Annotated in this window: 19 protein-coding genes; 9 read left to right on the top strand and 10 right to left on the bottom strand. The window is 53.8% G+C overall.

The features are described 5' to 3' along the window. Window positions 1–69: 69 nt before the first annotated feature. The 3 genes from K7H08_RS05160 to K7H08_RS05150 all read right to left on the bottom strand — a co-directional run bounded on the left by K7H08_RS05160 (window position 70) and on the right by K7H08_RS05150 (window position 3,017). Window positions 70–1,122: a C4-dicarboxylate ABC transporter substrate-binding protein gene (locus K7H08_RS05160; protein ID WP_231657365.1), complete on the bottom strand. Its 1,053-nt coding sequence runs from the start codon at window positions 1,120–1,122 to the stop codon at window positions 70–72. Between the two features lie 347 nt (window positions 1,123–1,469). Beyond that, entirely contained in the window at window positions 1,470–1,979 is a 510-nt protein-coding gene (locus K7H08_RS05155; RefSeq protein WP_038482147.1) for a porin family protein, read from the bottom strand. Window positions 1,980–2,096: 117 nt separating this feature from the next. Continuing rightward, window positions 2,097–3,017 carry an EamA family transporter gene (locus K7H08_RS05150; protein ID WP_120385579.1) on the bottom strand — a complete coding sequence of 307 codons (921 nt, stop codon included), beginning with the start codon at window positions 3,015–3,017 and terminating at the stop codon, window positions 2,097–2,099. A gap of 153 nt (window positions 3,018–3,170) precedes the next feature. On the opposite strand from K7H08_RS05150, the gene K7H08_RS05145 reads away from it, so the two are divergent. Both K7H08_RS05145 and pta read left to right on the top strand, forming a co-directional pair. Further along, window positions 3,171–4,355, top strand: coding sequence for an acetate/propionate family kinase (locus tag K7H08_RS05145; protein ID WP_231657364.1), 1,185 nt, complete (start codon window positions 3,171–3,173; stop codon window positions 4,353–4,355). Beyond that, complete coding sequence (gene pta / locus K7H08_RS05140) at window positions 4,352–6,535, top strand: phosphate acetyltransferase (protein ID WP_231657363.1); 2,184 nt, start codon at window positions 4,352–4,354, stop codon at window positions 6,533–6,535. The genes K7H08_RS05145 and pta overlap by 4 nt, the downstream gene beginning before the upstream one ends. A 181-nt stretch (window positions 6,536–6,716) precedes the next feature. On the opposite strand, the gene cyoE is transcribed toward pta, so the two are convergent. From cyoE to K7H08_RS05110, 6 genes are all read right to left on the bottom strand, one after another. Continuing rightward, window positions 6,717–7,640 (bottom strand): heme o synthase, encoded by a 924-nt coding sequence (cyoE, locus tag K7H08_RS05135; protein ID WP_038482136.1) that lies wholly within the window; start codon window positions 7,638–7,640, stop codon window positions 6,717–6,719. After that, window positions 7,598–7,927 carry a cytochrome o ubiquinol oxidase subunit IV gene (cyoD, locus tag K7H08_RS05130; protein ID WP_009722391.1) on the bottom strand — a complete coding sequence of 110 codons (330 nt, stop codon included), beginning with the start codon at window positions 7,925–7,927 and terminating at the stop codon, window positions 7,598–7,600. The genes cyoE and cyoD overlap by 43 nt, the downstream gene beginning before the upstream one ends. 1 nt (window position 7,928) lies before the next feature. Next, window positions 7,929–8,540 carry a cytochrome o ubiquinol oxidase subunit III gene (gene cyoC, locus K7H08_RS05125; protein WP_038482132.1) on the bottom strand — a complete coding sequence of 204 codons (612 nt, stop codon included), beginning with the start codon at window positions 8,538–8,540 and terminating at the stop codon, window positions 7,929–7,931. After that, a complete protein-coding gene (gene cyoB, locus K7H08_RS05120; RefSeq protein WP_231657362.1) occupies window positions 8,540–10,567 on the bottom strand; it encodes a cytochrome o ubiquinol oxidase subunit I in 2,028 nt (675 codons plus the stop codon). Before cyoB ends, cyoC begins: the two co-directional genes overlap by 1 nt. Before the next feature lie 2 nt (window positions 10,568–10,569). Further along, entirely contained in the window at window positions 10,570–11,622 is a 1,053-nt protein-coding gene (gene cyoA, locus K7H08_RS05115; protein ID WP_193084776.1) for a ubiquinol oxidase subunit II, read from the bottom strand. A 274-nt stretch (window positions 11,623–11,896) separates the two neighbouring features. Then, on the bottom strand, window positions 11,897–12,664 hold the full coding sequence (locus tag K7H08_RS05110) for a DeoR/GlpR family DNA-binding transcription regulator (protein ID WP_231657361.1): 768 nt from the start codon (window positions 12,662–12,664) through the stop codon (window positions 11,897–11,899). 260 nt (window positions 12,665–12,924) lie between these two features. On the opposite strand from K7H08_RS05110, the gene K7H08_RS05105 reads away from it, so the two are divergent. From K7H08_RS05105 to cdd, 7 genes are all read left to right on the top strand, one after another. After that, window positions 12,925–13,767 carry an outer membrane protein OmpK gene (locus K7H08_RS05105; protein WP_231657360.1) on the top strand — a complete coding sequence of 281 codons (843 nt, stop codon included), beginning with the start codon at window positions 12,925–12,927 and terminating at the stop codon, window positions 13,765–13,767. A 33-nt stretch (window positions 13,768–13,800) separates the two neighbouring features. Next, window positions 13,801–15,084 (top strand): NupC/NupG family nucleoside CNT transporter, encoded by a 1,284-nt coding sequence (locus tag K7H08_RS05100; protein WP_038482121.1) that lies wholly within the window; start codon window positions 13,801–13,803, stop codon window positions 15,082–15,084. 83 nt (window positions 15,085–15,167) lie between these two features. Next, window positions 15,168–15,986 (top strand): deoxyribose-phosphate aldolase, encoded by an 819-nt coding sequence (gene deoC / locus K7H08_RS05095; protein ID WP_231657359.1) that lies wholly within the window; start codon window positions 15,168–15,170, stop codon window positions 15,984–15,986. Further along, entirely contained in the window at window positions 15,987–17,339 is a 1,353-nt protein-coding gene (deoA, locus tag K7H08_RS05090) for a thymidine phosphorylase (protein ID WP_231657358.1), read from the top strand. After that, window positions 17,339–18,583 carry a phosphopentomutase gene (locus K7H08_RS05085; protein WP_231657357.1) on the top strand — a complete coding sequence of 415 codons (1,245 nt, stop codon included), beginning with the start codon at window positions 17,339–17,341 and terminating at the stop codon, window positions 18,581–18,583. The genes deoA and K7H08_RS05085 overlap by 1 nt, the downstream gene beginning before the upstream one ends. 211 nt (window positions 18,584–18,794) lie before the next feature. Next, window positions 18,795–19,520 (top strand): purine-nucleoside phosphorylase, encoded by a 726-nt coding sequence (deoD, locus tag K7H08_RS05080; RefSeq protein WP_038482109.1) that lies wholly within the window; start codon window positions 18,795–18,797, stop codon window positions 19,518–19,520. Between the two features lie 5 nt (window positions 19,521–19,525). Continuing rightward, complete coding sequence (cdd, locus tag K7H08_RS05075) at window positions 19,526–19,951, top strand: cytidine deaminase (RefSeq protein WP_268764130.1); 426 nt, start codon at window positions 19,526–19,528, stop codon at window positions 19,949–19,951. Between the two features lie 4 nt (window positions 19,952–19,955). Here cdd and K7H08_RS05070 read toward each other — a convergent pair whose 3' ends face one another. Beyond that, entirely contained in the window at window positions 19,956–20,948 is a 993-nt protein-coding gene (locus K7H08_RS05070) for a LacI family DNA-binding transcriptional regulator (protein ID WP_231657356.1), read from the bottom strand. Between the last annotated feature and the right edge of the window lie 26 nt (window positions 20,949–20,974).

Genomic DNA, 20,974 nt, shown 5'->3' with positions numbered 1-20,974 from the left:
CAGCAAGCAGACACCAATAAAAGAGAGGCCTTAAGGCCCCTCTGTTCATTTATATAGCTACATAGCTTCTTAGCGGGCCATTACACCAATCGGAAGGCGATATTCTGACCAGCTATCCATGTCACTCTTAAAGGAGCGCTGAGATTCAAGAACACGGGCAAACCACTCGTTTTCAGCGGCATACTCATCTTCCCACTTAGTCGTTTCTTCATAGATAGCATCAATGAAGGACTGATCCAGCTCTACAATCTCGTTAGGGCCATCCACGAGCTCTTGGTAAGCACCTAAGTCAGCAAACGAGCTAGCAAGCCAAGTATCAAAAACCGATAACTTACCTGCGAGACGCAGCATACGCTGGTCGTCTTCGCTCAGTTCTTCCCACGTATCGCTATTGACTTGGCACTCAAGAAAGCCACCCGATTGGTGTACGCCAGGAGTAATGACGTACTGTGCAACTTCCTGGAACCCTGTTGGCCGGTTCATTTCGGGGCTCCCCCACTCGGCAGCATCAATCACACCACGCTCAAGGGCGCTGTAGATATCACTCCCCGCCATGACGACCGTAGAAGCACCCAAGCGAGAAGCAATTTCTGCCCATGCTCCCGAAGTACGTAGCCGCAGCCCCTGAAAGTCTTCAAGCGTTCTGACAGGCTTATTTGAGTGAAGAAAAATTTCTGTGCCGAGAATGGCACACGGGAACGCTACGACATCAAACACTTCACGACGATACTCTTCGTAAAGGTCTGCGCCACCGCCCTCGTACATCCATAGCATGAACTCTTCCGGCGTTAGACCGCTAGAGTGGCCTGCCAATAGAGCTGTGGTTGGGTCGGTACCATAGTCATAGTTAATGTAGTTATGACTTACCTGAGCAACCCCAGATTTAACTGTGTTCGTAACACGCAGTGCACTGCCCAGCGTACCGCCAGGATAAACTTCGATAGCGATTTTTCCGTTGGTCAGTTCGCTAACGCGATCAGCAAACATCTGCGCATCACGTTCGAGCCACGGACCACCACTCCACGGTGTTGCCATACGCCAATCGATTTCAGCGGCACTCGCAGCCGTTGCGAGGCTGGCACTAAGACCTACTGCTAAGGCGATTTTACTAATCTTATACATGGTAGTTTCCCTTTGTAGAGCGTTATGAGGTTGTTCGCTGGCTACCTGTAATAGTTATTAATTTTCAACATTATCAGCTTCGCAAGAGCAGCATTTGGCCCAAACTATGCAAAGATATGCTCATCCTCTGAAATTAGAGGCGATGCTGTCTCCAGCCGTTAGCGAAGGGAAAAACCGCCATCTAGCGAACTATCAAATACTCTTGGCTCAACAACGAGAACATACAAAAGCCCCTACCACGTCAATGCGTGATAGGGGCTTCGCTGTGTTGTGATAACTGAACTGTTATATCAGTACGACTTAATGCCTATGTATTGGCACATTTCAGCGAAAGCTAAGCGCCTGCCTTAAAAACGGTACTTTAGGCCTACACTGGCAGCATCAAAATCATAGGCAGATTTATCCAGATAGCGCATGTAGTCAGCGCCTACTGATACATTGGAACTGATATCCATTTCCGCACCGGCACCGTAGGAGAAACCGGTTTCACGGTCGTTGTTAATATCAACCTCAGTGAAGCCCGCTAAGCCATACAAACGCACTTCCGGTGCAATGGGTACGATGCCTTTCGCATAAGCACCCGCAACGTGATCTAGCTCGGCGCCACCATCTGAACCACCGGTGCCCAAATGACCTTCTAAGGCGAAATAGTCATTGAACTGTGCCCCACCACGGAGACGCAAACCAACGTCATCGCGTGAAGAGCCTCTTTCTGGGTTCAGGCTCCAAAACATGGCATCGCCGCCCACATATCCTTGTGGGTACTGGAAGGATTGTTGCGCTTGAGCCGATGCCGCGAACGTACCCGCACCAACTAAAAGAGCGGCAGAGGTGAGTGATAATACGGTCATCTTCATAAGTTAAACCTCAGTTAAAAAACAGTGTTTCCTTACACTTTTTAATTGTGGCTCATACTTAAGGAGAACGCAATCTGCCGACCCAACTTGCATATAGTTTCCTTTTTCCTCTCCTGTTTACCTACCTTTAGAAAGGCTGAGCACAACAATGCCACCAACGACCACTGCTCCACCTACGAGTTGGCTTGGGCTTAGCATCTGACCTAGAACGATATAACCAAGCAGTAACGACGCTACTGGCTCGAAGTTCATAACTGGGGCATTGCGCGCCATGTCCAGGCGTGGCACAAAAATAAACAGCAGGGAAAAAGCACTGCCGTATAGCAAGGCTAATAACGCTAGTCCTGTCCAGCCTGCGCTGTTATCCGGCAAGCTCATTCCCCCAGGAACCACCCCTAGCAACCCGCCAACGATCATGACAATAAATACCGTTTGCATGGTCAGCAGGCTACGTAACGTGCTGCCTACCCTTGCTAATCGATGCTCGGTGACCCAAAGCGCGCAAGCAAACGCAAAAGCGGCACTTAGCCCGAACCCAATACCGACCAACCACTCGGGCCCCATGGCATTGGCATCCGCGAACCAACTCGGTATATCGAGCACCACTAGCAGCCCAATCAAAATAGTGCCCATAATCAGACAACTGCGCAGCGAAGGCCGAGGTCCGCCCAACGCCCAACTCAATAGCGCCAATTGGATAGGAAAGGTGTTAACGAGCAACAATGCAATGACCACCGGCAAACGTGCAACCGCTGAATAAAGGCTCACACTTTGGATGGCAATCAGAAGCCCTACTGCCAACTGCCATGGCCATGTGCCGGGCGGTAGCCAAAGCCGCTTTTTTTGAACCACGACCAGTGTCAGCAAAATCAAACACGCCACGCCTGAACGCATCAATACCGCAAGAAGTAAGCCAGTACCATTATCAAACGCAAGCCGCGCGGAAACGTGGTTAGCTGCGAACATAGTAGCCACCGACATCATCAAAAAAATGGCTAGGTGGCGAGGCAGTAGCGTTGGTAACGAGGTAGAAGGCATAGGAACAAAACGGCTCACGTTAAGTAGATTAAACAGCAGGATGACGACATTTTATGGTTAAGGCTAACGCAATACCGCGCTAATATCATGCAGCGCAGCATGTTATACTAAGGTCTACCCCTCTTTTACGCTAACTACTTTACAAAGGTTGTTATGAACACACCGGTGCTGGTCATTAACTGTGGCTCTTCTTCTATCAAATATGCATTGATTGATTCTGACCCTCAGGCACCGCGCTTAGCTGGCATAGCAGAGCGTTTAGGGAGTAGCGAAGCCCGCTTAAAAGGCAAGAACGGCGCAGGTGAAAGCTTTACCCAAGCCCTGCCCAATGCTGATCACGCTGAAGCACTAAGCGCTATCCTTAAGCGCCTGGAGGGTCGAGTACCCGGCGCAGTTGGACACCGCATTGTTCACGGCGGCGAACACTTCACCCAGGCAGCTATGATTGACGATAGCGTTATAGCCGCAATAGAAACCACAGCAGCGCTCGCCCCACTGCATAACCCTGCTAACTTGGCTGGCATTGCCGCAACCCGGCACGTCTTTCCAGACTTGCCTCAGGTAGCCGTGTTTGATACGGCCTTTCACCAGACACTACCGCCCCGCGCCTACCGCTATGCCCTACCGGAAGCGTTGTACACCGAGCACGGCATCCGTCGCTACGGCTTCCATGGCACTAGCCATGCGTATGTCAGTCAGCGCGCGGGCGAACTAAGTAGCCGCGGTGCAGGAGGTTGGTTAACCGCTCACTTGGGGAACGGCTGCTCTACTAGCGCTATATGGAACAATCAAAGCCTGGATACCAGCATGGGACTTACGCCGTTAGAGGGCTTAGTGATGGGAACCCGCAGCGGCGATGTTGACCCTGGCTTGCACGCTCACCTTCACCGCCAGCTTGGTTGGTCAATGGATGAGATCGATAACGTACTCAACAAGCAGAGTGGTTTGCTGGGCCTCTCCGGCCTAACCAATGATATGCGTGAAGTAGAAGACCAAGCGCTGGCTGGCCATAAAGGTGCCAAACTGGCGCTAGAGGTATTCTGTTACCGCATTGCTAAATCGTTAGCCGCCCTCTCTTGCGCCTTACCTCGACTCGATGGCGTTATTTTTACCGGCGGCATCGGCGAAAACTCACCGATCGTTCGCCGTGACGTACTGGCGCTACTGCCCCACTTCCATTTCAGTTTAGATGAAGTGGCTAACGAAGCCACTATTCGGGGCAAAGAAGGCAAGCTGGACAACACCGACCACGATGGCCCCGAAGTGTGGGTAATTCCTACGGATGAAGAGGGTCGTATCGCCATGGAAACCCGCCACTGCGTGGAGACGACTAAATGAACAACACCGTCGAGCAACCCCAAGCTATCTTACTGGTACCCACCAGCATGGGCGCTGGGCTAACTTCCGCTTGCCTTGGGTTAATTCAAGCACTGGATACCATCGGCTTAAAAGCCGGCTTTTTAAAACCATTTATGCAAAATGAGCTGAACGGCCCAGGGCTTGACCGCTCAACGGCCCTGGTGTCGCGCACGCTCAATCAACGCCCTCCGTCGCCTATTTCCCAGGCAAGGCTAGAACGCTTATTGCGTGATGATCAAACCGATGAGCTAATGGAGAACGTCATTGAGCTCTTTGAGCAGGTCACCCAGCAAGCCTATAAAGATGGCAGCGCACTAGATTTGGTCGTGGTAGAAGGCGTTGTTCCAACCCAACATACTACTTACGCCACCCAAACCAACGCCCAGTTGGCAGATGCGCTTAATGCGCGAATCATTTTGGTCGGCACTGGCGATTTAAATGAGCCGCAGCAGCTTGCCGAAGAACTGGACATGCATGCCAGAAGCTTTGGTGGCGTTAGCTCCAGCCGCACACTTGGCGGCATTTTAATGCGCATGAAAAACCTGCCTTATGGTCAGGAAGATGACCTTTCTGCAGCACCCGGCACTATTAAGCCCCACCTTGAAGAGCCGATACTGAATGAACTGCGTCGCTATTCGCCAGCACTAGCAACAGACAGCTTTCATCTGATTGGCGTAGTGCCTTACAGCAATACGTTAAGCGCACCGCGCACCTTAGATGTAGCGCGAGCGCTGAATGCCAAGATGCTCAATGAAGGGGAAGCCGCTAGTCGCCGCGTGCTTTCTACTAGCCTGTGCGCACGAAGTGCCGCCAATGCGCTGCATATTTTCAAACCGGGCAGTTTAGTTGTCGCCTCTGGTGACCGTGACGACGTAATGCTGGCGTCTGCCTTAGCAACCATGAATGGCACTCAGCTAGCGGGCGTGCTGCTCACGAATGGTTTCATGCCTAACGACAATATGATTGAAATGTGTCGCCCGGCACTAAAAACCGGCCTACCAGTACTGGCAGTGGAAACCGATAGCTTGACCACGGCGCAAAATCTGAGCCAGTTGAGCAGCGAAATCCCCATGGACGATTTCGAACGAGCCGAGCAGGTAGCACGTTATGTGGCTGCCCACATGGATTTAGAGTGGCTTAAGGCCAAGCTCAGCCGTGGCTATATCCATCGTTTGTCCCCATCAGCGTTTCGCCATCAGCTTGTCAAACTTGCCCAGCAAGCCAAGAAGCGCATTGTATTGCCTGAAGGCGATGAGCCGCGCACCATTGAAGCCGCGATTGTGTGTCAGCGGCGTGGCATTGCCGACTGTGTATTGCTCGGTAAGCGTGAAGATATCGAAAGCGTCGCCCGTCATCGCGGCCTGACGCTGCCGGATGCGCTAACGATTATTGATCCTGAGAGCACCCGGGCCAGTTATATCAGCCCGATGGTAGAGCGTCGCCGCGGCAAACTGAACGAGCTAACCGCTGAAGCCCAACTCCAGGATAATGTAGTGCTGGGCACGATGATGCTGCAATTAGACGAAGTCGACGGTCTCGTATCAGGTGCAGTACACACCACCGCCAACACGGTGCGCCCAGCGTTTCAGCTGATCAAAACGGCACCGGAATATAATCAGGTGTCATCGATCTTCTTTATGCTGCTGCCTGAGCAGGTAGTGGTATATGGCGATTGCGCGGTTAATCCTGACCCAGACGCCGAAACCCTAGCGGAAATCGCCTTACAAAGCGCCCGCTCCGCTGAAGCGTTTGGCATTGAACCGCGAGTCGCCATGATCAGCTACTCCACTGGCGACTCTGGCACCGGTGCCGATGTTGATAAAGTGCGCGAAGCTACCCGCATCGCCAAAGAGCGCGCCCCACACCTCGCAATCGATGGCCCGCTACAGTACGACGCGGCCGCCATTGATAGCGTTGGCAAGCAGAAAGCACCGGACTCCCCTGTCGCGGGCAAGGCGACGGTGTTTGTTTTCCCGGACCTGAACACCGGCAACACGACGTACAAAGCCGTACAGCGTAGTGCCCGTGTGGTCAGTGTTGGTCCAATGCTGCAGGGCTTGAACAAACCAGTGAACGATCTTTCCCGTGGCGCGCTGGTAGACGATATCGTTTACACCATCGCACTCACCGCGATTCAGGCGAGCCAGCGGGAAAGCTAGGCCACTAGCCACTCTTTGTACCCACTAATAAAAACGCCCCGAACAGTGAATAAACTGCTCGGGGCGTTTTAGGTTGAAGCCGCTATCAATGGTAAAGGGCTGAATCAACCCGAAGCGGGGGGCTTTCGCCAGGGATGATGGGTTTACAGCGCCCCCGCCAAGGGTTTTCAGTCCGTTCTCTTCACGCCCACATCGGCACCATGGCTTCCAGTACCATCACTAAGCTCATTGCGGTAATCGTCAGAATCGATACACCGAACACCTTTTTGGCCCAGCGCACGTCATCACCTAGTCGAAAACCACACAGCGCTAAGTACAGCCAGTAGCCTCCCATTGCTAATGCAACACAGAGGTAGCCCGTACCCGCTTGACTGGCTAGCACCAAGGCAAGCGACGCGGGAATAAACGCGACGATGTAGCCCAGGATGTGGTGTTTTGCCCGTTTGATACCATGCACCACCGGCAGCACTGGAATCGATGCCCGGCGATAATCCGCATAGCGAAAAATCGCAATGGCATACGAATGCGGCATCTGCCAAAGGCAGAAGATGACCAGTAGCATGAAAGCACCGCTATCAAACTGCCCCGTCACCGCACAATAACCAACAACCGGCGGCATCGCTCCAGAAAGGCTGCCCACCAACGTGCCGTATTCAGAGTGCCGCTTCATATAAAGGCTGTACACCCCAACGTAAACGCCCCAGCCTATCACCGCTAATGCCACGGTTAAGCCGTTGGTGCCCAGCGCCAAACACACCACGCCCGCTACCCCAAGCAGCGCCGAAACGCCTAATGCCTGAGTAATAGAGATACGTCCTTTGGCCAGAGGGCGATGGCGCGTACGCGCCATCAAAGCATCAATATCACGGTCAATAACGTTATTACAGGCGCAGCCAGACGCAATGACCAGTGCAATACCCAACATGACCGTACTAAACGTGACCCAATCAAAGGTACCGTGGGCGGCTAAAAAATAACCGCCTAAGGTCGCAATGAGATTGCCGCCAATAATGCCTGGCTTTGTTAGCGCGAGCAGGTCACGCCAACGGCTAGGCACCACCGTTAACCGATCATCATGTTGAGATGCAGATGCTGCATGATCCATAAAGAGCCCCCTACCACCAAGACAAGTATCGTCAGCGTGAAAACGAAAGACATCACGTTCCACCCTTCGTCGGCTTTGGTGTTCATATGCATAAACATGACCAGCTGAACCAAAATCTGCAGCACGGCTGTTACTGCGATAACGACCACCGTTGTGGCGATGCTTAGTGCACCGCTCATAACGACCGCGAATGGAATCACGGTTAGCACTAAAGATAGCAGAAGCCCAGTCACATACGATTTAACGCTGCCATGGGAAGAAGTTGAATTAGATGAAGAATGGCTCATCTCACAGCACTCCCATTAAATAAACGAACGAGAAAACACAGATCCAGACGATATCCAAAAAGTGCCAGAATAGGCTTAGGCACAGAATTCTGGGGCGAGTCATCGGTGTTAGCCCTTTGGTAGAAAGCTGCACCAACATGACGAGAATCCATACCAAACCAACGGTCACGTGCAGCCCGTGAGTGCCCACCAGGGTGAAAAACGACGAGAGAAACGCACTCTGATCGGGTCCATACCCTTGATGAATCAAGTGCTGGAACTCATAAACTTCCATGCCAACAAACGCCGCGCCCAGCAGGAAAGTTATCGCTAACCACGCCTTTACCTGGCCAATGCGCTCAGCATTCATAGCCAACACGCCCATGCCGAAAGTAAAGCTACTAAATAGCAGCAAGAAGGTTTCGACTAGTACGAAAGGCAGCTCGAAAATATCTGCCGCCGTCGGGCCGCCCGCCGTGCCCTTCATGAGCACGGCGTAGGTAGCAAACAGTGACCCGAAGATCACCAGATCGCTCATTAGATAGACCCAAAAGCCAAATACTTTGGTGCCGCTGGCATCATGGTGTTCATGGGGCTCAGACGTTGCGCCATGATGTAGAGTATCGGTAGCCATTACGCTCGCGCCTCCGCATAGTTTGTCTGCTTACTATCAGTTGAGTCACTGGCGGGCGGTGCGGTTTTGCGCTGCTGGTGCTCACGCTCAATCCGCTCCACTTCTGCGGCGGGTACGTAGTAGTCGATATCATCGTTGAAAACACGCGCTAGGAAGCTGATGACTACGCCAAGCGCGCCCACCGCGGCTAGCCACCAGATGTGCCATACCAGTGCAAAACCAAGTACCAGGGCAAACAAGCTGATAATCGGCCCTGCCACGGTATTACGAGGCATGTGGATATCGGTATAAGGCGCTTCATCCAACTGCTCATTGCTACGCTGTTTTTGCGACCAGAAACTGTCGATATCGCCAACTTCAGGCAAACGGGCAAAGTTGTAGAACGGTGCAGGTGAGGAAGTTGACCACTCCAATGTACGGCCATCCCATGGGTCGCCAGTCACATCGGCATTCAGCTTGCGATCACGAATGCTCACCCAGAACTGAATAATGGTGCAGGCAATGCCCATCATGATGATGACGGCACCTACCCAGGCCAGGATCATCCACGACTGCCACTCTGGGTTGGCATAGGACTGCATGCGGCGCACCGCACCAAAGAAGCTCAACACATAGAGCGGCATAAAGGCGACATAGAAGCCAATAAACCAACACCAGAATGAACGCTTGCCCCACTTCTCGCTAAGCGTGAAACCGAATGCTTTGGGGAACCAGTACGTTAAGCCCGCCATCATGCCAAACACCACGCCACCAATAATCACGTTGTGGAAGTGGGCAATCACGAACAGGCTGTTATGCAGTACAAAGTTGGCAGCGGGTAGCGCCAGCATCACGCCGGTCATACCGCCTAAGGTGAAAGTAATAATAAAGCCTAAGGTCCATAGCACCGGCGAGGTCAGTTCCAGGCTGCCGCGGAAGATAGTGAACAGCCAGTTGAATACTTTCACCCCGGTAGGAATGGCAATAATCATCGTCATAATGCCGAAGAAGGCGTTGACGTTAGCGCCAGCCCCCATGGTGAAGAAGTGGTGCAACCAGACAATAAACGACAGCAGCGTGATCGCCACTGTGGCCCATACCATGGTGGTGTAACCAAACAAACGCTTGCGCGCGAAGGTCGCGATCACTTCAGAGAACACGCCAAAGGCTGGCAGGATCAGGATGTACACTTCCGGATGGCCCCAGGCCCAGATGAGGTTGACGTACATCATCATGTTGCCGCCAAAATCATTGGTGAAGAAGTGCATGCCGAAGTAGCGGTCTAGGGTTAACAGCGCGATAGTCGCGGTAAGAATCGGGAAAGAGGCAATAATCAGGACGTTGGCACAAAGCGATGTCCAGGTAAAAATAGGCATGCGAAACATAGTCATGCCTTTGGTGCGCATTTTCAGGATCGTGACAAAGAAATTAATCCCAGTGAGCGTCGTGCCTATGCCGGATATTTGTAACGCCCATATCCAATAATCGACCCCCACACCAGGGCTAAACTCTATCCCCGAAAGCGGCGCGTAAGCGAGCCAACCCGTTTTGGCGAACTCTCCTACTACTAGGGAAATATTAACCAGAATCGCGGACACCGCGAACAGCCAAAAACTCAGGTTATTCAGGAAAGGAAAAGCAACGTCGCGTGCGCCAATTTGCAGCGGCACCACCAGATTCATCAAGCCGATGACCATGGGCATCGCAACGAAAAAGATCATAATCACGCCATGGGCGGTAAAAATCTGATCATAGTGTTCAGGAGGGAGATAACCCGCGGCCCCACCAGCAGCCATAGCCAACTGGGTACGCATCATAATGGCATCGGCAAAGCCGCGTAGCAGCATCACCAAGGCAACCACAAAATACATAATACCGAGCTTTTTGTGGTCAACGGAGGTAAACCACTCGTTCCACAGCCAGCCCCACTTTCGGTAATAAGTTAATGCGCCGATAAGCGCAGCACCGCCAATCGCCATCATGGCGGCAACGATCATAATGATCGGTTCGTGATACGGAATCGACTCTAACGTCAGTTTTCCAAACATGCTTAACCCCCCGCTTCAACGCTTGTGGGATGGCCGCTCATCGCGTGATCCTCACTAGCATGCTGATTGGTAACGTGGCCAAACGCGGCCTGATGATGGGTAGCGCCTGCGCTTTCTAGCTCGCCAGACTCGCCGTGGCTATCGTCAACATCACTGACGGCTTCGTGGTTAACATGGTCGCCATGACCACCGTGCCCACTGCCACCGGTATGAAAGCTGGTCAGAATCGACGTATAGAGCGCCGGAGATATCTCAGAGAAGTACTCGACCGGGTGGTATTCACTCGGTTTGGCTAAATCGCTATAACGGTCGGGATAGGTCAGGGTTTCATTGGAAGCCCGCACGTTTTCAACCCACGCCTCAAATTCTTCTGGGGTGGTAACGTGAGCATCGAAGGTCATTCCTGAGAAGCCAGCACCGCTGTAATTAGTGGAACGGCCTGGATAAACGCCGACGTCGTCTGCAATGAGATGAACATCGTTATCCATACCCGCCATGGCATAAATTTGGCTGCCTAAGCGCGGAATAAAGAACGCATTCATCACCGAGCCAGAACTGACTCGAAAACGCACCGGCGTATCCACAGGAAAGGCAAGCTCGTTGACACTGGCAATGCCTTGCTCGGGGTAGATGAACAGCCATTTCCAGTCCAGCGCTACCACTTGGATTTCCATTGCGGCGGTATCGCTTTCGATGGGCTTATGGGGATCTAAACTATGGGAGGTTTTCCAGGTAAGAAACGCTAAGACAGCGATGATTAAACAGGGCACTGTCCATACCGCGACTTCAATCGCATTAGAGTGCGCCCAGTCGGGTAGGTATTTAGCAACATTGCGATTGCTGCGCCGATAACGCCAACCAAACAGCAGCGTCATCACTATCACCGGAATCACTACAATTAGCATCAGCCCAAATGAGGTCAGTATTAGCGAGCGTTGCTCAACGCCAATCTGCCCTTTGGGATCCAACAATGCAGAACTGCAGCCCGTTAACAACAGGCACAACATGACGAGCACGAATGTGCCTCGCCTGCGCCAGAGGGTATGTCGTTGCATGGTGTGATCTCGTCAGAGAGTTGTCCAAAACAGCTCGCTATTTGACCAGCTGAATAGCCAGCTAAATAGCTCGCTAACTAACACCCCATACTTTTCCCAGAACAGTGAGGTACGTATGCGTTGCTCCGGGAAAAATATGCGCTACCGAAGGGATTGGCAGCGAGTCATAGCCAGCACACGCCAAGCGCGCATAAACTAAGACTAAAGTATTTTCTATTGATCTGGATCAATCAGAAAGAGACGCTTTGCCGCACCCTGAATGCTTCAGAATATGTTAGGTGACGGTCACGCTAAGCGATGCCTGGGGAAGGCAATCTTGTAATTTAGGTGCATGCTCATCGTCGGTTACGACAATATCAAAATCGGATAACGCGGCAAAATAGGCTGGGCGAACTAAGCCAAATTTGCTGGCATCAACAATCAACAGGCGCTGCATAGCCGTCGCAATGGCAGCCTGTTTTGGCGCCACCTCATGAAAATGAAAACAACTAACCCCACGTTCGCAGTCCACTCCCGCGGCAGAGATCAGTGCTTTATTAATGCCTAAACGCTCAATCGCAGCACGCATACCATCACTACCAAACGATTGTGATGAGGCATAAAACAGCCCCCCTAGCAGCACTAACCGCACATTAGGCAACGCGGCCACTGAGTTAGCCACGTTAAGGGCATACGTCACCACAGTCAGCTCGCGGAAATGGCTAAGCTGGCTAAGCAACGGAATCAGTGTTGAACCGCAGTCAATGAATAGCGTATCGCCGTCTTCGATAAAGCTGGCAACTCGCTGACAGAGGCGATGCTTAATCTGATAATGGCTGGCCTGTTGCTCAGTCAAGTCATAAACCGGCGTTACACCAGGATAGTTTGCCATGACCAACCGACCGCCCAACAAGCTAATCACCGAAGGCTGCGTAGTAACGTCCCGACGGATCGTCATTTCAGAAACACCGCACAGCTCAGCAGCATCGCGCAAATGCAATGTCCCCCCGCTGGCAAGCGCTTCTTGCAACATTGCCAAACGCTGAGCGCTTCGGTCATTCATGGCAAACCTCTCCTTTAATCCCAAGTTCAGGCGTTATTTGTTATCAGCGGTTAGTGGGTATCCAAAGCCTATGCTGAGCCAGCCCTCATTATATTTCCACTGTCAGACGCTGCTCTTCGACTATTTGAGAGTCATATCACATATACAGAGCGTTGATGGGGTAATACTTGCAAATCAACGTTAAAAAAATAACACTCAATGTTATAATTTTAACATCAACGCCAGCCCACACGACTCATAACAACCCTGTTGAGGCTTCCATGACTGCTCAAAACCCTTCTCGCTCTTCTTTCGTCACGCTTGGCGCTGGCGTTTTATTGGCTAGCTCTGCGCTGGTTACGCCTGCGTTAGCCAACGACACCCCCGCGTCACCAACGACGCCCCTTTGGTCGTTTGCCAACGTTTCGGTGAACTACTTGGATTGGTCTAACGGTACTGAAGCGCGTACCGCTAGTAACGCAGCAAAAAGCGACTTCACGTTTGTCGAAATCGAAGGCGGCGTAGGTTACAGCTGGGGCGAATTCTACGGTTTCTTCGATTTCGAGAACCCAACCAACGACCAGTTTGACGAATCAAGCGGTGGTAAAGACAACTTTCGTACCGCAGGCAAAATCACTTCGCATATTTATTTAGGCGACAGCCCGCTATCGATCTACGCGCACCTGTACGACTTCCGCGATTATGGTTTCAACGCTCGCGAGCAGGATCAAATTCTCGGCCTTGGCTACCGCACGACGTTCGGCAACGGCCTATGGTTCAAACCGTTTATTGGCGCAGCACGTGTACAGAGCGACGGCTACACTGGCATGAACGGCTTTATGGCGGGTTGGGTAGCAGGTTATGACTTCTCAGCACTCAACCAGAACTTCAGTGTCACTAACTGGCATGAACAAACCTTTGGCCGTGACGACGAGTACCTGGAACAAAACTACGTGGGCGGTAAAGCGGGCAGCGTGGGCACCAACGGCGCGCTTAGCTTGTGGTGGCATCCTTCTGAGCTGATTACCACCGGCGTGCAGTATCGCTACTCAGATAATAAGCTGGGTACCCCGAACGCTTACCAAAATGCGATGATTTACTCAGTAAAATTAAACTTACTGTAATCGCTTCACTTCACACGCTCGGAAGGTACCCACATGACTCTCATCATGAGCTTGGTAGGCATGGTTACGCTGGTAACCATCGCACTTATCTTCTCTTACGACCGTAAATCAATTCGGCTGCGCACCGTGCTTGGCGCGTTTGCCATCCAGGCGGGTATTGGTGCATTTGTACTTTATGTGCCCTTTGGCCAAGCAGTCCTGCAAGCCATTTCGTCCGGCGTTAGCCAAGTACTGGTCTACGCCAATGACGGCATTGGCTTTCTGTTTGGCGGCTTAGCCGATGTCGATAACGTCGGCTTTGTTTTTGCCATAAAAGTACTGCCAGTGATTATCTTTTTTTCGTCACTCATCGCGGTACTTTACTACATAGGCATTATGCAGTGGGTCATTCGGATTTTAGGCGGCGCGCTGCAAAAAGCACTCGGCACTTCTCGCACCGAATCGCTTTCTGCCACGGCAAATATCTTTGTTGGCCAAACCGAAGCGCCGCTGGTGGTACGTCCGTTTATCGCTCGCATGACGCCTTCTCAGCTATTTGCAGTGATGTGCGGTGGCCTGGCATCGGTGGCTGGTTCGGTACTGGCGGGCTACGCCGCCTTGGGTATTCCGATGGAATACTTGGTCGCCGCTTCCTTTATGGCGGCACCGGGTGGCCTGCTGTTTGCCAAGCTGATCATGCCTGAAACCCAAGACGCAACCGATAGCGACAGCGTTTCTAAAGTAGAAGAAGAGCTTAAAGAGCAGGAAGACAAACCCGCCAACGTATTGGATGCAGCAGCAGCGGGCGCTACGTCAGGCATGAAACTTGCCGCCAACGTCGGTGCCATGCTGCTCGCGTTTATTGCACTTATTGCCCTGATTAACGGTATTCTAGGCGGCATTGGCGGTTGGTTTGGCTTTGAATCGCTCAGCCTTGAACTGATTCTCGGCTGGCTATTTTCACCGCTTGCCTTCTTACTTGGCGTCCCTTGGGAAGAAGCCACCCTGGCGGGTTCGTTTATCGGTCAAAAACTGGTGGTGAATGAGTTTGTCGCCTTTATCAACTTGGCTCCCTACATTGATGGGGAACAGGTGGTGGCCGCCACGGGTCAAATGATGACTCCACACACCATGGCGATTCTTTCCTTTGCGTTATGTGGCTTTGCCAACCTGTCATCCATTGCCATTTTGCTGGGCGGCTTAGGCAGCATTGCCCCTACACGCCGTAAAGAGATTGCCCGTTTTGGCGTGAAGGCCGTATTGGCCGGTACACTCTCTAACCTAATGTCGGCCTCAATTGCAGGCTTCTTTATTGCGTTGAGTAGCGCCACGGCTTAACGCAGCAAGCACGACACTTTGCAACGGGCGCTGCTGTTTTCACGCAGGGCCCGTTTTGTCTTTTATTAATTTGCGAGAACTCCATGACTGCGACTGCCTCCTCTCAGCACACTCAAGCCCAACTTACCCAAGCTGCCCGTCAAGCACTCACCCTCATGGATCTAACGAGCCTGAACGACAGCGACACCGATAGCACGATTGAAGCGCTCTGCCAGCAACTTAAAACACCCTTTGGCAACCCAGCAGCGGTATGCGTTTATCCGCAATTTGTGGTTACCGCGCAGCGTGCACTAACCGCTCACAAGCTCAATGACCACGTTAAAATTGCCACGGTTACCAACTTCCCAGATGGTGGTGACGACATCATGGGCGCCGCCCGTGAAACCCGCGACGCCGTCGCTTCCGGTGCCGATGAAGTCGATGTGGTCTTCCCCTACCGCGCATTGATGGCAGGCGATGAAGCAATCGGCCTAGAGCTGGTCGAAATGTGTAAAGCTGCCTGCGCCGGTCAAGCACGCTTAAAAGTCATCATTGAATCGGGCGAACTCAAAGATCCCGCGCTTATCAAGCGTGCCAGTGAACTGGCGATTGAAGGCGGCGCTGACTTTATTAAAACATCGACAGGCAAGGTCGACACAAACGCCACCCTGGAAGCCGCTGAGATTATGCTCAACGCGATTAAAGTCAGCGGTGAAGATGTTGGGTTTAAAGCCGCCGGTGGCGTGCGCACCACTGAAGAAGCCGCCGAGTATCTAGCACTTGCTACGAACATTATGGGCGCGCAGTGGGTAACGCCTGAGCACTTCCGGTTTGGTGCCTCCAGCCTGCTGGGTAATTTATTGAATACTCTAAGCGGCGCCCCACAAACCGCACCGCTCGCCACTACTAACGGAGGCTACTAAATGTCATCTACCGCTTCTCATCACGCTCTCCTGCCCCAGGAACTGATTCGCCTGAAGCGCGATAGTCAGCCGCTACCCGCGGAAGAGATCAAAGCCTTCGTACAGGGCATTGCCGATGATCGCATCAGCGATGCCCAGATTGGTGCCTTCACCATGGCGGTGTTCTTAAACGGCATGAGCCGTGAAGAAGTCGTCGCACTGACCACGGCGACCCGCGACTCTGGCCATGTAATGCAGTGGGACTCCCTCAACCTGCCCGGCCCGATTGTCGATAAACACTCTACCGGCGGCGTTGGTGATTTAGTGTCGTTGGTGCTCGGCCCCTGGGTCGCCGCTTGCGGCGCCTTTGTGCCGATGATTTCCGGCCGTGGCCTTGGCCACACCGGCGGCACGCTGGACAAGCTGGAGTCAATCCCCGGTTACGATCCCTACCCAGCGCCGGAACGCTTTAGCAGTGTGGTGAAATCCACCGGTGTAGCGATTATCGGCCAAACTGGCAATCTGGCCCCCGCCGATAAACGCATTTACGGCGTGCGTGATGTGACCGCCACCGTGGAGTCCATTCCACTGATTACTGCCTCTATTCTGGGTAAAAAACTGGCCTCTGGTTTAGATGCCTTAGTGATGGACGTTAAGGTTGGCAGCGGCGCCTTTATGCCCACGCCGGAAAAATCCCGCGAGCTAGCCAAAAGCATTGCCAACGTGGCAACCCAAGCCGGCACGCCGACCACTGCTCTGCTCACCGATATGAGCCAGCCGTTGGCCCCCTGCGCAGGTAATGCAGTCGAAATTGTCGAGACCCTAGCTCTGCTACGCGGCGAACGTGCCAACAGTCGCGTTATGCAGGTCACCCGCGAACTGGCGGTGGAAATGCTGATCGCTGGCAAACTGGTCAACAACCGTGAAGAAGCCCTAACTAAGCTGGAAAAAGCGCTCACCTCGGGTGCAGCAGCCGAAGTCTTCGCCCGCATGGTGCGCGAGCTGGGCGGTCCCGCCGACTTTATGGAACGCTCGGATAGCTACTTGGCCACCGCACCGGTCATTCAGCCGGTATACCCCGAGCAGAGTGGCATCGTACAGCGCATCGACACCCGTGCCGTCGGTATGAGCGTGGTCGAGCTGGGTGGTGGCCGCCTGCGCAACGATGCTAGCGTCGATCACAGCGTTGGTTTTAGCGATATTGTCGAGATTGGTGACCGAGTCGATAGCCAGCGTCCGTTAGCCATCATTCACGCCCGCAGTGAAGATGCGGCCAAGCGTGCCGCTGCTCAGTTGCGTGCCGCCATGACGCTTAGCGAAGAGCCTGCCGCAGCGGACACACTGCTTCAAGACACCTTCCGAGGAGAAGCCTAATGCGTCGTGCGATTGTATTAGTCCTTGATTCGTTTGGGATCGGTAGCGCCCCCGATGCTGACAAATTCGGCGACCAGGGTGCTGACACCCTGGGCCACATCGCTGCCGCCTGCGCCCGCGGTGATGCTGATACCGCTGAGCGCTCAGGCCCCCTAAAACTGCCCAACATGGCGGCGCTAGGCCTGTTCCACGCCCACCGCGATGCAACGGGAAGCGTCGCCGAAGGCGTTAACTTGCCAGCTCAATTAACAGGTGCGTACGCCCACGCCAAAGAGATCTCCAGTGGCAAGGACACTCCCTCCGGCCACTGGGAAATTGCTGGCGTACCGGTGCGTTTTGACTGGGGTTATTTTCTTGATAAAACCAACAGCTTCCCCCTTGAACTGCTCGACGCCATCGTGCAAGAAGCCAGCCTCACTGGGGTGATTGGCAACTGCCACGCTTCGGGCACCGAGATCATCGCCCGCCTGGGTGAAGAGCACATAGCCACCGGCAAGCCAATTGTGTATACCTCGGCAGATTCGGTGTTTCAGATTGCCGCCCACGAGGAGCACTTTGGCTTAGAGCGTCTCTACGCGCTGTGCGAAACCGTGCGCGAGCTTCTCGAGCCCTACAACATTGGCCGTGTGATTGCCCGCCCGTTTAACGGCGATGACAGCGCCAGTTTTGCCCGCACCGGCAACCGCCGCGACTACAGCGTTGAGCCACCCAGCCCCACCGTATTGCAGAAACTGGCCGACGCAGGCGGCGAAGTGGTATCGATTGGCAAGATCGCGGATATTTACGCGCATTGCGGCATTACCCATAAGGTCAAAGCCAGCGGCCACGACGCCCTGATGGAAGCCACGCTCGCCGAAGTAGCCCGCACCGCGAAAGAAACCAGCGACCGCTCAACCATGATCATGACCAACTTTGTTGATTTTGATTCGGTTTACGGCCACCGCCGTGACGTGCCGGGCTACGCCGCAGCGCTTGAGCATTTCGATGCTCGCCTGCCGGAACTGCTTGCCGCACTGAACGATGATGACCTGTTACTGCTCACCGCCGACCACGGTTGCGACCCCAGCTGGGAAGGCACCGAACACACCCGCGAATATGTGCCAGTGATGGTGCATGGCGCAGGGTTTGCCCCCGGCCCGCTAGGCGAGCGCGGCACCTTTGCCGATATCGGCCAGACATTAGCCGCCTTCTTCGCCGTTGAAGCGATGGAAGACGGCAAGAGCTTTTTACCTAAAGCGGCTTAAAGGCCGATGACAAATCATTAGCACACTATTGTGCAAGGCCAGTATCAACCCGTAGCGGGGGTCTTTCGCCAAGGCCGGAAAATGTTCCCAACAATTCCGGCATTTCCGCCATCCATGGCGGTCAGATGGCGAAAGTAGCGCCCAGGGAAGGGTTTACAGCGCCCCCGCCTAGGGTTGTTCGGGCCAATCATTTTTTAGATAGGAGCGTTTTATGGCAACACCACATATCAATGCTGAAATGGGCGATTTCGCTGATACCGTTCTGATGCCTGGCGACCCACTACGCGCCAAGTACATCGCCGACACCTACCTGGAAAATGTTCGCCAGGTCAACGATGTACGCAGCATGTTCGGCTACACCGGCACTTACAAGGGCCGCGAAATTTCGGTCATGGGCCACGGCATGGGCATTCCGTCGGTGTCTATTTATGCCAAAGAGCTGATTACCGACTACGGCGTTAAGTCGATTATTCGTGTAGGTTCCTGCGGCGCGGTGCGCGACGACGTCAACGTACGTGACGTGGTTATTGGCATGGGTGCCTGCACAGATTCCAAAGTGAACCGCATGCGCTTTAATGACCACGACTTCTCGGCCATCGCTGACTTTGAGCTTACAAGCCACGCCGTTGCTGCCGCCAAGGCGCAGAATGTGCCAGTAAAAGTCGGCAATATTTTCTCAGCGGATCTGTTCTACAACCCGCAGACCGACATGGCTGAACTGCTCAAGCGCTACGGCATCGTGGGTGTGGAAATGGAAGCGGCAGGCCTTTACGGCGTGGCAGCAGAGTTTGGTGCTCGCGCACTAACCATCTGCACGGTGTCCGACCATATCCTGAAAGGCGAGTCGCTCTCCAGCGCCGACCGTCAGACCACCTTCAACGACATGATGACGATTGCGCTAGACACGGTACTGCGCGACGACGCTGCTAAGGCCTAATAGCCATTGATGAGGATAACGCCATGAGCCAAGCGGATCAGGCACTGGTTGACACGCTGCTGACCACTTTGGGCAACGCTTATGCCCCCTACTCCAACCACCCAGTCGCCGCGGTGATGGAGTGCCCGGATGGCCAGCAGTTTGCAGGCGCTAACGTAGAAGTGGCGCACTACAAAGGGCTGTGCGCGGAAGCCTCAGCGATTTCCGCCATGATCACCGCTGGCCAGCGTGAGCTTGCCAAGGTGTACGTGATGGGACCAGGCGAGCACCTGTGCACACCCTGTGGCGACTGCCGCCAGCGCATCCGTGAATTCGCCACCCCAGAAACGCAAATCATGGTGCTTTCTCACCAGGGCGACGTGCTGAAAACCTACACTATGGAAACACTGCTTCCCGATGCCTTCGGCCCCGAGCAACTGCCACCGCGCTAAGTGTTCAGGCTGTTTCCCGCAGTACCAGCGTCACCGGCAGCGATACATGCCGGGGCGCTTTGTTTGCTAGCGCTTCGCCCAACAGCTCCACACTCATTGCCGCAATCGCTGCAATATCTTGGCGAATGGTGGTTAACCCAGTGGCAAGGGTTGGCAGGTCATCAAAGCCGGTCACTGCGACTTGGTGAGGCACGTCGACTCCCCTGTCTTCTAGCGCAGCGACGCAGCCCAGCGCCAGCTCGTCGGTGGCGCATACTAGCGCATCAAATGGCAGCGTTTGGCCAGTTGTGATCTGCGCCAACGCGCGATTTAAATAACGATAGCTGGTCAGTGAGTCTGAGCTGAATCGATGTGGCAGGCTAATTAGTTGCTCACAGAGTCCAGCCTCATCAAGCGCCCGTCGGTACCCCTCTAAACGGCTGTGAGGACGCGGTATTTCCAACTCACCGCCAACAAAGGCGAGCTGTCGACGCCCTTGCGCGATGAGGTGGTGCGTCATTTCATAAAACCCTTGAGCATCATCCGGTGCGACCGAAAAACCTCGCCCTGGGTTGCCAATGCGCACAAAAGGCACGCCAGCGCCTTCTAGCAAGGTAGGGCGCGCATCCTCAGAGGTTTCCCCCAGTAGAATAGCCGCGCCCGCCCGTTCTGGAAGCTCGGCAGTTTGATCGTGGTGGAAAAAGATCGGCACCATGCCCTGCTGGTGCAGTGCCACAGTTAAGTGCTGATACAGCAAAATATAGTAGGGACGCAGCTCTATATCCTGGCGTCCCAGGGAAATTCCTACCACTGCAGCCTTGCCACTAATCAGTTGCCTGGCCGCTGCGCTGGGCTGGTACGCCACGTCGCGGCTGATGGTAAGAATTTTTTCCCGCAACGCGTCGCTTAGCCCTGGCTTACCATTAAGTGCCCGACTGACCGAAGCAATAGATACATCGGCCCGCCGGGCTATTTCGCGTATGGTCGCCGTTTGAGCGCTCTGTTTGGTCTGTTTCATGCCATGCCTCAGCGATTCGGCCTATG

It is taken from the genome of Halomonas sp. IOP_6 (assembly GCF_021151565.1).
Taxonomy (GTDB): domain Bacteria; phylum Pseudomonadota; class Gammaproteobacteria; order Pseudomonadales; family Halomonadaceae; genus Vreelandella; species Vreelandella alkaliphila.
The sequence above is the reverse complement of the archived record's forward strand: the minus strand, read 5'-3'. Positions and strand labels throughout refer to the sequence as shown.